This window comes from Fodinicurvata fenggangensis DSM 21160, assembly GCF_000686045.1.
Lineage (GTDB): Bacteria > Pseudomonadota > Alphaproteobacteria > Kiloniellales > DSM-21159 > Fodinicurvata > Fodinicurvata fenggangensis.
Window position 1 is genome coordinate 52,523 of the sequence record NZ_JMLV01000014.1, and the last position, 11,526, is coordinate 64,048.

Annotated in this window: 13 protein-coding genes; 11 read left to right on the forward strand and 2 right to left on the reverse strand. The window is 62.8% G+C overall.

The annotated features are described in order from the left end of the window. Nucleotides 1-8: 8 nt before the first annotated feature. From ctaD to BP38_RS21080, 7 genes are all read left to right on the forward strand, one after another. On the forward strand, nucleotides 9-1,619 hold the full coding sequence (gene ctaD / locus BP38_RS0115920) for a cytochrome c oxidase subunit I (RefSeq protein WP_026988548.1): 1,611 nt from the start codon (nucleotides 9-11) through the stop codon (nucleotides 1,617-1,619). A 57-nt stretch (nucleotides 1,620-1,676) separates the two neighbouring features. Further along, nucleotides 1,677-2,600, forward strand: coding sequence for a heme o synthase (locus tag BP38_RS0115925; protein ID WP_051609455.1), 924 nt, complete (start codon nucleotides 1,677-1,679; stop codon nucleotides 2,598-2,600). Nucleotides 2,601-2,609: 9 nt separating this feature from the next. Continuing rightward, entirely contained in the window at nucleotides 2,610-2,753 is a 144-nt protein-coding gene (locus BP38_RS22925; protein WP_169737844.1) for a cytochrome c oxidase system small membrane protein, read from the forward strand. Between the two features lie 2 nt (nucleotides 2,754-2,755). Next, complete coding sequence (locus BP38_RS21075; RefSeq protein ID WP_051609456.1) at nucleotides 2,756-3,373, forward strand: cytochrome c oxidase assembly protein; 618 nt, start codon at nucleotides 2,756-2,758, stop codon at nucleotides 3,371-3,373. 61 nt (nucleotides 3,374-3,434) lie between these two features. Further along, nucleotides 3,435-4,268 carry a cytochrome c oxidase subunit 3 gene (locus BP38_RS0115940; protein WP_026988550.1) on the forward strand — a complete coding sequence of 278 codons (834 nt, stop codon included), beginning with the start codon at nucleotides 3,435-3,437 and terminating at the stop codon, nucleotides 4,266-4,268. A gap of 61 nt (nucleotides 4,269-4,329) precedes the next feature. Beyond that, entirely contained in the window at nucleotides 4,330-4,701 is a 372-nt protein-coding gene (locus BP38_RS0115945; protein WP_026988551.1) for a DUF983 domain-containing protein, read from the forward strand. A 5-nt stretch (nucleotides 4,702-4,706) separates the two neighbouring features. After that, a complete protein-coding gene (locus BP38_RS21080) occupies nucleotides 4,707-5,498 on the forward strand; it encodes an SURF1 family protein (RefSeq protein WP_245602438.1) in 792 nt (263 codons plus the stop codon). Here the strand turns inward: BP38_RS21080 and BP38_RS0115955 are convergent. Beyond that, nucleotides 5,410-5,958, reverse strand: coding sequence for a hypothetical protein (locus tag BP38_RS0115955; RefSeq protein WP_026988552.1), 549 nt, complete (start codon nucleotides 5,956-5,958; stop codon nucleotides 5,410-5,412). The genes BP38_RS21080 and BP38_RS0115955 overlap by 89 nt on opposite strands. A 24-nt stretch (nucleotides 5,959-5,982) precedes the next feature. Here BP38_RS0115955 and BP38_RS0115960 point away from each other — a divergent pair, with 24 nt between their 5' ends. From BP38_RS0115960 to BP38_RS0115975, 4 genes are all read left to right on the forward strand, one after another. Continuing rightward, nucleotides 5,983-7,494 carry a carboxypeptidase M32 gene (locus BP38_RS0115960; protein ID WP_155992480.1) on the forward strand — a complete coding sequence of 504 codons (1,512 nt, stop codon included), beginning with the start codon at nucleotides 5,983-5,985 and terminating at the stop codon, nucleotides 7,492-7,494. A gap of 88 nt (nucleotides 7,495-7,582) precedes the next feature. Continuing rightward, on the forward strand, nucleotides 7,583-8,989 hold the full coding sequence (gene thrC, locus BP38_RS0115965; RefSeq protein WP_026988554.1) for a threonine synthase: 1,407 nt from the start codon (nucleotides 7,583-7,585) through the stop codon (nucleotides 8,987-8,989). After that, nucleotides 8,986-10,284, forward strand: coding sequence for a M16 family metallopeptidase (locus BP38_RS21085; protein WP_051609458.1), 1,299 nt, complete (start codon nucleotides 8,986-8,988; stop codon nucleotides 10,282-10,284). The genes thrC and BP38_RS21085 overlap by 4 nt, the downstream gene beginning before the upstream one ends. 8 nt (nucleotides 10,285-10,292) lie before the next feature. Then, nucleotides 10,293-10,904 (forward strand): GNAT family N-acetyltransferase, encoded by a 612-nt coding sequence (locus BP38_RS0115975; RefSeq protein ID WP_026988555.1) that lies wholly within the window; start codon nucleotides 10,293-10,295, stop codon nucleotides 10,902-10,904. Between the two features lie 11 nt (nucleotides 10,905-10,915). Here the strand turns inward: BP38_RS0115975 and BP38_RS0115980 are convergent, their stop codons facing one another. Continuing rightward, complete coding sequence (locus BP38_RS0115980; protein ID WP_026988556.1) at nucleotides 10,916-11,494, reverse strand: YqgE/AlgH family protein; 579 nt, start codon at nucleotides 11,492-11,494, stop codon at nucleotides 10,916-10,918. Between the last annotated feature and the right edge of the window lie 32 nt (nucleotides 11,495-11,526).

The window sequence follows — 11,526 nt, forward strand, 5'->3', positions numbered from 1 at the left end:
TGAGAAAAATGGCTGAAGCCAAGACACACGATTCGCACGATCATCACGATCACAAGCCGGGCTTCATCACGCGCTGGCTGTTTTCGACGAACCACAAGGACATCGGTACGCTCTACCTGCTGTTCGCGATCATTACAGGTCTGATCGGCGGTCTGTTTTCCGTCATCATGCGGATGGAGTTGCAGGAGCCTGGCGTCCAGTTCCTGACCCAGGGTGGCAGCCCCGATGGGCAGCTCTGGAACGTGCTGATCTCGGCGCATGGCCTGATCATGGTCTTCTTCGTGGTCATGCCCGCCTTGATTGGTGGTTTCGGTAACTGGTTCGTGCCGCTGATGATCGGCGCACCGGACATGGCCTTCCCGCGCATGAACAACATTTCGTTCTGGCTTCTGGTGCCGGCCTTCACTTTGGTTTTGGCTTCTGCATTCGTGGGCAGTGGCGCGGGCACGGGCTGGACGATCTACCCGCCCCTGTCATCGAGTCTGGGGCATCCCGGCATGTCAGTGGACATGGCGATCTTCGGCCTCCACCTGGCAGGTGCTTCCTCTATCCTGGGAGCGATCAACTTCATCACCACGATCTTCAACATGCGCGCGCCGGGCATGACGCTGCACAAGATGCCGCTTTTTGTCTGGGCCATGCTGATCACCGCATTCCTGCTGCTGCTCGCCTTGCCGGTCCTGGGCGGTGCCATCACCATGCTGCTGACCGACCGCAATTTCGGGACGAGCTTCTTCGATCCGGCTGGCGGCGGTGATCCGATCCTGTTCCAGCATCTCTTCTGGTTCTTTGGGCATCCGGAAGTCTACATCATGATCCTGCCGGCCTTCGGCATCATCAGCCACATCGTCTCGACCTTCTCGAAAAAGCCGGTTTTCGGCTATCTGGGTATGGCCTATGCCATGGTCGCCATCGGCGTGGTCGGCTTCGTGGTCTGGGCACACCACATGTTCACGGTAGGACTGGACGTGGACACCAAGGCCTACTTCACCATGGCGACCCTGATCATCGCGGTGCCGACGGGTGTGAAGATCTTCAGCTGGATCGCCACGATGTGGGGCGGCTCCATCGAGTTCAAGACGCCCATGCTGTGGGCAATGGGCTTCATCTTCCTGTTTACCATCGGCGGCGTGACCGGCGTGGTGCTGGCCAATGCCGGAATCGACACCGTGCTGCACGACACCTACTACGTGGTGGCCCACTTCCACTACGTCCTCAGCCTGGGCGCGGTCTTCGGCATCTTTGCCGGCATGTACTATTGGCTGGGCAAGATGAGCGGACGGACCTATCCGGAATGGGCCGGGAAGCTGCACTTCTGGACGACCTTCATCGGCGTCAACCTCGTGTTCTTCCCGCAGCACTTCCTGGGCCTTCAGGGCATGCCGCGCCGTTATATCGACTATCCCGATGCCTTTGCCGGCTGGAACTACATCTCCTCCATCGGGGCCTACATCTCCTTTGCCTCCACCCTATTCTTCATCGGCCTGCTGATCTGGGTCCTGGCCGCTGGCCGCAAGGTGGGCGAGAACTACTGGGGCGAGGGTGCCACAACCCTGGAGTGGACCGTCAGTTCCCCGCCGCCGTTCCACACCTTCGAGGAACTGCCGCGCATCAAGTAAGGTAAATCGGGCCGTCCCTGCAGGGACGGCCTGGTCATAACGAAAAGGACAGCAAACGTGGTGGACGCAACCGTCAGCCTGGACCAAGAGATAGACGCGAAAGGACGCGTGCAGGACTATATTGCCCTGCTCAAGCCGCGTGTCATGTCGCTGGTTGTCTTCTCCGGCCTGGCCGGACTGCTGGTGGCACCGGGGACGCTGCATCCACTGATCATGGCCGTGGCGGTGCTCTGCATTGCCATCGGGGCCGGGGCAGCCGGCGCCATCAACATGTGGTACGACCGTGACATCGATGCCGTGATGCAGCGCACACGCGGTCGTCCCATCGTGCAGGGCCGTGTGGCGGCGCCCGAAGCGTTGGCCTTTGGCGTGGTGCTGTCGCTTTTTTCCGTGATGCTGATGGGACTGGCGGTCAACTGGACGGCAGCCGCCCTGTTGGCGCTGGCCAATGCCTTCTACGTCTTCGTCTACACTATCTGGCTGAAGCGCCGCACACCGCAGAATATCGTGATCGGCGGGGCGGCCGGGGCCTTTCCTCCGATGATCGGTTGGGCGGCGGTGACGGGCGGCGTATCCCTGGAGTCGCTGGTCCTCTTCCTGCTGATCTTTCTCTGGACTCCACCGCACTTCTGGGCGCTGGCGCTCTATCGCTCCGATGATTACCAGCGCGCCGGCGTGCCCATGATGCCCATAGTGGCCGGTGCCGAGTCCACGAAACGCCAGATGCTGCTCTACACCCTGGTGCTTCTTCCAGTGGCGGTTCTGCCCAGCTTCCTCGGAACTGCCGGCTGGATTTATGGCGGAGCCGCACTTGGCCTTGGCGGTCTGTTCGTCCTCTGTGCCCTGAGGGTTATGCGCGATGAGACCCATCGCGCCGCCAAGCAGATGTTCGCCTTTTCCATCCTGTATCTATTCCTGCTTTTCGCTCTGCTGATCCTGGACCGTGCGCCGGGGCTCCTGAGTGGAAGCCTGTTGGCATAGGGAACGAATATGTCCGGAGACGACAGGAACAGACGCCCCGGGGATTCCAAGGTGCACCGTGCCAAGCGGGGCAAGAATCTTGCGATCCTGGCGGCGCTGGTTGCCTTTATCGTGATTGTCTACTTCGTCGCCATTGTAAGGATGGGGGGCTAGGCATGTCCGCTTCATCCGGCAAGAATGCACGCATTGCCCTGCTGCTTTCGGGCATTGTCTTCGGCATGGTCGGCGTCTCTTTCGCAGCCGTTCCGCTCTATGAGCTGTTCTGCCAGGTCACGGGTTTCGGGGGCACGACACAGCGGGCCGAGGCGGGCGCCGAGGCTGTTTCCGAGCGGCGCATGAATGTTCGTTTCAACGCCGACGTCAACGGTGACCTGCCCTGGAGCTTTGCCGCTGAGGAGCGCGAAGTGACGGTTCGGGTTGGTGAAAACCGCCTGACCTTCTACAAGGCGAGAAACGAGGCAGACCAGGCGATCACTGGTGTCGCCACTTTCAACGTGACGCCCACCAAGGCCGGACAGTACTTCAACAAGGTCGCCTGTTTCTGTTTCACTGAGCAGACCCTGCAGCCGGGCCAGGAAATGGAAATGGGTGTCAGCTTCTTCGTCGATCCGGCGATCGAGGAGGATCCCAACCTGGACAACGTGAAGACCATCACGCTGTCCTATACCTTTTTCCGCAGTCTTGACGAGATCGAGGATCCCGGAGAGGAAACGGAAATCAGCCGCCGTGAGGACTCCTCCGGCAAGACGGGCCGGGTGGCCAAAGCGAACTGATAGAGCAACAGCGCGCGGCCCCTTGTGCAGGGGGCGGCGCCGACTGGGGGAACGAAGGAACATGAGTGAAGCACACGGCAAACCGAACCATCCCTATCACCTGGTCGATCCCAGCCCCTGGCCGCTGATCGGCGCGATCTCGGGCGGCACCCTGGCCTTTGGGACCGTGTTCTTCATGCACGGGGAAGGGGTCTGGCTGATGGCCCTGGGCATTCTGATGGTCCTTATCACCATGGTCGGCTGGTGGGCCCAGGTCATTCGCGAGGCCGTCGTCGAAGGCCATCACACCCCGATCGTCCAGATCGGCCTGCGCTATGGCATGCTGCTGTTCATCGCTTCGGAAGTGATGTTCTTCGCGGCCTTTTTCTGGGCCTATTTCGACGCCGGCCTCTTTGCCGGCGAGGCCATTCAGCAGGCGCGCGTCGAGCATACCGGTGGCGTCTGGCCGCCCGAAGGCGTGATCACCTTCAACCCCTGGGACCTGCCCTTCCTGAACACAATGATCCTCTTGCTGTCCGGCTGTACCGTGACCTGGGCGCACCATGCGCTGCGCGAGGGGGATCGCAAGGGGACCCTGCAGGGTCTGGGGCTGACGGTCATCCTGGGGGCGATCTTCACCTCGTTGCAGGCCTATGAGTACAGCCATGCCGCCTTCGGCTTCCGTGATGGCATCTATTCCTCGACCTTCTACATGGCCACCGGCTTCCACGGCTTCCACGTAATTGTCGGCACGATCTTCCTGGCGGTCTGCTGGCTGCGCGCATACCGCGGCCACTTCAAGTCGGACCACCACTTCGGTTTCGAGGCAGCGGCCTGGTACTGGCACTTCGTGGACGTCGTCTGGCTGTTCCTGTTTGTCAGCATCTACTGGTGGGGTGCCGGGGTAACCCACTAGTGAATTGAAATCGCCCGTCTGTCGGAGAGAGTCCTCCGGCAGGCGGGGCTGGAGTTCCGTAATGTATGACAAGGCTGTCTCTCCGCTCGGCGCAGGCCTGTCCTGCCGCTGTCCGCGTTGTGGCAGAGGGCGCCTGTTCAAAGGCTTCCTGACGGTCGTTGATCGCTGTGCCGTTTGCGGCCTGGATCTCAGGAAAGCCGACAGTGGCGATGGACCGGCGGTTTTCCTGATCCTGATTCTCGGGGCGCTTCTGGTTCCCGCGGCCCTGTTGCTGGAGGTCTCGGCGGAACCGCCCCTCTGGGGGCATGCCCTGATTTGGCCGGTTGTGATCACGCTGGTGGCCAGCCTGCTGCTGCGGCCGTTCAAGGCAACGATGATCGCGCTGCAGTATAAGCACAAGGCCAGCGATTCCGGTTCCGAGAAATACGATTGACCGCCGTGGCCTTCCGTCTTTCCCGCTTGACCTTTCGCCCGCGCCTCTGGCCCACATTGCTGACGCTGCCGGTTCTGGCCGCGCTGCTGGCCCTGGGGTTCTGGCAGCTTGACCGGCTTGCGTGGAAAGAGGCCCTGATCGCGGAGTTGGAAGAGCGCCGCGAGGCGGCGCCCATCTCTCTCTCGTCCGCCCTGGAGGCGCCTCAGGAAAACGAATACCGTTCCGTCAGCCTACAGGGAAACTATCTGCATGATGGCGAGATCCACTGGCTGGCGCGCACCCACGAGTCCAAAAGTGGCTATCATGTCCTGACCCCGCTGCGCCTGACGGATGGCCGGGAAATCCTGGTGGACCGCGGCTGGATGCCCGGGACCGACCCCGAGGCCAATTCCGCGGAGGTTTCGCGTCCCGAAGGGCGGCAGGAGCTGACGGCAGTCCTCAGACGAGGTGGCTGGGGCGGCCCGGGGTGGTTGTCGAACTTTCTGCGACCGGAGAACCGGCCGGCGGAGAATGAATGGCTCTGGCCGGACCTGCCGGCGATGGCCGATGCGGCCGGCATGGAAAACCCGGTGACAGAGGCCTATGTCACCCTTCTGCCCGAATCTGCGCCCTCAGGCCTGCCGCTGGCGCAGGCCCCGCCGATCAACCTGAAGAACGACCACCTGGGGTATGCCATCACCTGGTTCACCCTGGCCGGAGCCCTGGCCGTCATTTATCTTCTGTTTCATCTTCGCCCTCGGCCGGGCCCTCCGTCTCGGCCCGACGGACCTCGGCCTTCCGGGCGGCATGCTGAATGAACGATATGACCTGAAGCGGCGTGCCCTGGAGGAAGGTCATGTCGATATCGGCGCGGCCGCCATCGCTGAGCACGACCTTGATGCCGCGCATGAGAATCTGCCGCTTGGGGCTGGCTTCCTCCACCTCGTGCCAGGACACCCAATCCCGATCCTCCAGACGGCGATCCCGGAAGCCTTCCTGGGTCATCTCGAGGATTGGCTTTTCCAGACGTTGATCCAGGATCAGCTTGACGATCAGGTAACCCGGCATGGAAATCAGGATGAGAGCGACCAGCCAGCTGACCTGTTCTTCCCCGTTGCCACCGGACGGGCCCACGATGGCGGCGATGCCGAAGATCACCAGGGCCGTCAGGATCACGAGGTGAGAGATTACCTTCACCTGATCGAAATTGAGTTCGAGGCTGTCGGGTTGCGGGGCATTGCGCGCCGAAGTCTTGGTGTTAAACAGCGGAAGCTCCATCTGGCTGCGTGAAAGCCGAACATGATGAGGAAAGGGTACAGCGTGTCCGCATATCAGCAATTGCAACAGCGTTTCAAGCGCCATGGCTGCCTTGATGACGTCCTGGCCGTCCTGAACTGGGATACGGCAGCCAACATGCCGGCCGGGGGCGCCGAGGTGCGCTCGGAGCAATCGGCGGAACTGGAGGTCATGCAGCACGAACTGCTGACAGCACAGGAAACCGGGGAATTGCTGATCCAGGCGAAAGAGGAATGCGGCCAGCTCGATGCTTGGCAGGCCGCCAATCTGTACGAGATGGAACGTCTCTGGCGTCATGCCACGGCCGTGCCGGCCGACCTGGTCGATGCCCTTTCGCGAGCCGCGCAACGCTGCGAGATGATCTGGCGTGACGCCCGACCGGCCTCGGATTTTGCGCAAACGCAGCCGGCCCTTCAGGAGGTATTGGACCTGACGCGCAAGTCGGCCCAGGCCAAGGCCGAGGCGCTTGATTGCAGTCTTTACGACGCCCTGCTTGACCAGTACGAGCCGGGTGGCAGCAGTGCGGAAGTGGACGCGATCTTCCAGGATCTGGCGGGCTTCCTGCCGGACTTCCTTCCGCAGGTCCTGGAACGGCAGGCACGGCAACCGGAACCTGCCTTGCCAGCTGGGCCTTTCCCTCTGGATCGGCAGGAAGCCCTTGGGCGGCGCCTGATGCAGCAGGTGGGGTTCGATTTCGGGCATGGCCGCCTGGACAGTTCTCTGCATCCCTTCTGCGGTGGTGTGCCCGACGACATTCGCCTGACAACGCGCTATGACGAGAACGATTTCGTCTCATCGCTGATGGGCATCCTGCACGAAACCGGGCACGCCATGTACGAGCGGGGGCTTCCAGCTGACTGGCGTCACCAGCCCGTGGGCATGGCGCGCGGCATGGCCCTGCACGAAAGCCAGAGCCTGATGATCGAGATGCAGGCCTGCCGCAGCGATGCCTTCCTGAGCTTTCTGGGCCCCTTGCTGGCCGAGACCTTCCCCGGACCTTCAGAGGTCTGGCAGACGGGCAATCTGGCGCGCATCTACCGCAAGGTGGAGCCGGGCTTCATCCGCGTGGATGCGGACGAGGTGACCTATCCGGCCCATGTGATCCTGCGCTATCGCCTGGAGAAGGCCTTGATCGAGGGAGACATGCAGCTGGCCGACCTTCCGGCGGCCTGGAACGACGGGATGAAGGAATTGCTGGGCATCACGCCGCCAGAGGACCGTCTGGGCTGCCTGCAGGACATTCACTGGTATGCCGGTGCATGGGGCTATTTCCCGACCTATACCCTGGGCGCCATGATCGCTGCCCAGCTGTTCGACACGGCCCGCAAGCAGGTGCCGGATGTGGAGCAGCGTCTGGGCCAGGGGGATTTCGCCCCCTTGATGGGGTGGCTGAGACAGAATGTGCATGCTTGGGGCTCCTTCATGGAAACCGGTGCGCTGCTGGAGAAGGCAACCGGACGTTCGTTGGACCCCGAAACCTTCAAGACCCACCTTCGCCAGCGCTACCTGGGAGGGTGAGTCCGGCCAAGGCCTGGAACGGACAGGCTTGCCGCCCTGCTGGTGCCAAGACTAGAGTGGCCGAGATTTCAGACTGACAGAGGATACCTTGCGCTATTTTTCCACCCGCGGCCACGCGCCGGTCCTGAACTTCGACGACGTCCTGCTGACGGGCCTGGCCCGCGACGGCGGCCTTTACCTGCCGGAAAGCTGGCCACAGCTGTCCCCCGATCTGCTGCGGTCGCTCTCGGGTGCGCCCTATGCCGAGGTGGCGCGCCAGGTCATGGCGCCCTTCGTGGCCGGATCCGCCATCGAGGAAGATTTCGGGCGGCTGGTCGCCGAGGCCTATGCCGACTTCGAGCACGCCAGCGTGACTCCGCTGCGCCAGTTGGATCCCGATCTCTGGCTGATGGAACTGTTCCACGGGCCGACGCTGGCCTTCAAGGATGTGGCCCTGCAACTTCTGGGGCGGTTGTTCGACGCCGTCCTGGAGGCGCGCGGAGAGCGTTTGACGATCGTCGGCGCGACCTCGGGTGATACTGGATCGGCGGCCATTGAGGCCTGTCGCGACCGGGAGCGGGTGGATATCTTCATCCTGCATCCGCACGGCCGGACCTCAGAGGTCCAGCGCCGGCAGATGACCACGGTGGAAGCGCCCAACGTCCACAACATCGCGGTCGAAGGCACCTTTGACGACTGCCAGGATCTCGTGAAGGCCATGTTCAATGACGCGGCCTTCCGCGACCGTCTGCAGATGTCGGCGGTGAACTCCATCAATTGGGCACGGATCATGGCCCAGATCGTCTATTACGTGCAGGCGGCCGTCAGCCTGGGGGCGCCGGAACGCCGGGTTTCCTTCTCGGTGCCGACGGGCAATTTCGGGAACGTCTTTGCCGGCTATGCCGCCCGGCGCATGGGAGTGCCGATCGAACGTCTGCTTGTCGGCTCCAACAGCAACGACATCCTGACCCGATTCTTCGAGAGCGGAGTCATGGCCGTGGAAGAGGTGCAGCCGACTCTGTCGCCCTCGATGGACATCCAGGTTTCCAGCAACTTCGAGCGTCTGCTCTGCGACATTTATGAGCGCGATGGCGACCGCTTGACGGAAACGCTGGAGGGCTTTCGCAAGGAAGGACAGTTCCGGATCGATCCGGAACTGTTTGCCGCCTTGCCCTTCGAGGGGCATCGCCTGGACGATGCGGAAACCCTGGCGGAGATCGAACGGTCCTATCAGGCCTATGGCGAGTTGCTCGATCCGCACACGGCTATCGGCGTGGCCTCGGCACGGCAGTCCGCGACCCGGCGGCCGGAAACCCCCAGCGTGGCCTTGGCCACGGCGCATCCGGCCAAGTTTCCCGATGCCGTCTTCAAGGCTACGGGCAAGCGGCCCGAATTGCCGGAGCGATTATCCGATCTTTATGAACGACAGGAGCGCTATGTGACTCTGCCCGGTGAACTTGCCCGCCTGCAGACCTATATCGAGGGACACGCGCGAATTACGAAGGATGTTGCATGACGGTACAGGTTTCCCGACTTGAGAATGGCCTGACGGTGGCCACGGACCGGATGGAGGAGGCCGAGACGGTTTCGCTCGGTGTCTGGATCGGTGTGGGCACGCGTCACGAGGTGGCCGAACAGAACGGTGTAGCGCACCTGCTGGAACACATGATGTTCAAGGGGACGCAGCGCCGCAGTGCGCGGGCCATCGCCGAGGAAATCGAAGCCGTCGGCGGCCTTTTGAATGCTTATACCGGCCGCGAAACCACGGCCTATCATGCCAAGGTCCTGACCGAGGACCTGCCCCTGGCGCTCGACCTGGTCGCGGACATCCTGCAGGACTCCCGCCATGATGCCGCGGAGCTGGACCGCGAACGCTCGGTGGTGCTGCAAGAGATCGGGCAGGCCGAGGATACGCCCGATGACATCATCTTCGACCTGTTCCAGGAAACGGCCTATCCGGAGCAGGGCATCGGCCGGCCGGTCCTGGGCCGCCCCGACATTGTCCAGAGCCTGCAGCGTGATGACCTGGTCGGTTTCCAGTCCCAGCGCTATGGCGCAGAGCGGATGGTGCTTTCGGCGGCCGGCCAGGTGGAGCATGAGGATTTCGTGGCCCGTGCGGCGGCGGCTTTCGGCTCCCTGCCCAGCCGCAGTCATCTGCCTCAGGAAGGTGCCCGCTATCAGGGCGGCGACCTGCGGATCCAGCGCGACCTCGAGCAGGTCCATGTCCTGCTGGGCTTCGACGGCGTGGGCTATGCCGATCCGGATTACTATCCCGCTGCCGTCTTCTCGTCCCTGCTGGGCGGGGGCATGTCCTCGCGCCTGTTCCAGGAGATACGGGAGGTGCGGGGCCTGGTGTACAGCATTTTCGCCTTTCATGGCGGACAGACGGACAGCGGTCTGTTCGGGATCTATGCCGGAACCGGGGAATCCGAGGCCGGCGAATTGATGCCCGTGATCTGCGATGAAATCCTGAAAGCGGCCGAAGCGCCCATCACCGACGAGGAACTTGCGCGTGCCAAGGCACAGCTGAAGGCCGGAATATTGATGGGGCGCGAGCGCAGCGACAATCGGGCGGAACACCTGGCCAGCCAGATTCTGGTGCACGGGCGCCCCCTGGAAACCGAGGAGATCGTGGCCGAGGTCGAGGGCGTGACGCAGCAGGATATCCAGCGCTTTGCCGCGCGGATGCTTGCAGGGACACCGACCCTGACCACATTGGGGCCGATTTCGCGTATCGAAAGCCACGACAGCGTGACGGCCCGTTTGAAGTCGGCGGCCGACCCCGTCGTGCAGCAGGCTGCCGAGGTCTGAGGCACGACATGCTGCGGCCGCTGTTCTCCACGGACGCGCCCGGACCCGTTCTTTCGTCCCGAAACCTGGTGCTGCGCCTGCCGGAAACCAGGGATTACCGCCAATGGTCTGACCTGCGTGAGCGCAGTCGCGAATTCCTGAAACCCTGGGAGCCGAGTTGGCCGCGGGACAGCCTGACACGCCGGGCCTATAGGGCGCGTGTGCGCCAGGGCGTGGCCGATGTCCGCGAGGACACGGCCTACAGTTTCCTGATCTTCCGGCGCAAGGACGAGGTCCTGCTGGGCGGGGTGACGGTCGGCCACATCAGGCGGGGGGCCGCGCAATCCGCCAGCATCGGCTACTGGATCGGGGTTGACCACGCACGGCAGGGCTACATGTCCGAAGCCTTGAGCTCGGTCCTGAAATTCTGTTTCGATGCCTTGCGTCTGAATCGGGTCGAGGCGGCCTGCCTGCCGCACAATACGGCCAGCCGCGGGCTGCTGGAAAAGATCGGCTTCGTGGAGGAGGGGGTGGCCCGCGAGTACTTCCGTATCGACGGGGTCTGGCAGGACCACGTCCTCTATGCCTTTCTGGAGCGCGACCGGCGGTTCAAGACCGTACTTGAGAACGCAACGCGCTGAGGCTGTGGAAATCAGGCGTGGCCGGCAGCGCCCGACAGTTTGCTGACATCGAAGCCAAGCTTGCCGATGGCCTTGTTCCATTTCTCCTCCAGGTCCGGCTGGAAGATCAGGTCGGGGTCGGGTTCGACCGTCAGCCAGCCATTGGCCTGGAGTTCTTCGTCAAGCTGCCCCGGTCCCCAGCCCGCATAGCCGATCGCCAGCAGGCTGTGGTGTGGGCCCTGGCCATTGGCCATGTCCTTGAGGATGTCGATGGTGGCCGTCAGGGCCACCTCGTCGCAGATACGCAGGCTGCTGTCCTGTAGATATTCGGAACTGTGAAGCACGAAGCCGCGACCGGTCTCCACAGGGCCACCGAAATGCACGCGGATGGTTTCGTCGGCGCTGCTGTGGTCGATGTCCAGCTGTTGCAGAAGGTCTGGAAAGGTCAGGCTCTCGACCAACTGGTTGATGACAATGCCCATTGCACCTTCGGCGCTGTGAGCGCAGAGATAGATGACGCTGCGCTCGAAACGCGGGTCGCTCATGCCGGGCATGGCGACGAGAAGCTGGCCTTCTAGGTAGTTTGCCTGGTCTGTCTCTGAACTTGTCATACCTGGATACCGGTCTCCTAAGCTGTTCGTGA

Bases quoted from the DNA above. Each gene is read 5' to 3' on its own strand.
- ctaD (WP_026988548.1), top strand. From the start codon at position 9: ATGGCTGAAGCCAAGACACACGATTCGCACGATCATCACGATCACAAG.
- BP38_RS22925 (WP_169737844.1), top strand. From the start codon at position 2,610: ATGTCCGGAGACGACAGGAACAGACGCCCCGGGGATTCCAAGGTGCAC.
- BP38_RS21075 (WP_051609456.1), top strand. From the start codon at position 2,756: ATGTCCGCTTCATCCGGCAAGAATGCACGCATTGCCCTGCTGCTTTCG.
- BP38_RS0115940 (WP_026988550.1), top strand. From the start codon at position 3,435: ATGAGTGAAGCACACGGCAAACCGAACCATCCCTATCACCTGGTCGAT.
- BP38_RS0115945 (WP_026988551.1), top strand. From the start codon at position 4,330: ATGTATGACAAGGCTGTCTCTCCGCTCGGCGCAGGCCTGTCCTGCCGC.
- BP38_RS0115955 (WP_026988552.1), bottom strand. From the start codon at position 5,958: ATGGAGCTTCCGCTGTTTAACACCAAGACTTCGGCGCGCAATGCCCCG.
- BP38_RS0115960 (WP_155992480.1), top strand. From the start codon at position 5,983: ATGAGGAAAGGGTACAGCGTGTCCGCATATCAGCAATTGCAACAGCGT.
- BP38_RS21085 (WP_051609458.1), top strand. From the start codon at position 8,986: ATGACGGTACAGGTTTCCCGACTTGAGAATGGCCTGACGGTGGCCACG.
- BP38_RS0115975 (WP_026988555.1), top strand. From the start codon at position 10,293: ATGCTGCGGCCGCTGTTCTCCACGGACGCGCCCGGACCCGTTCTTTCG.
- BP38_RS0115980 (WP_026988556.1), bottom strand. From the start codon at position 11,494: ATGACAAGTTCAGAGACAGACCAGGCAAACTACCTAGAAGGCCAGCTT.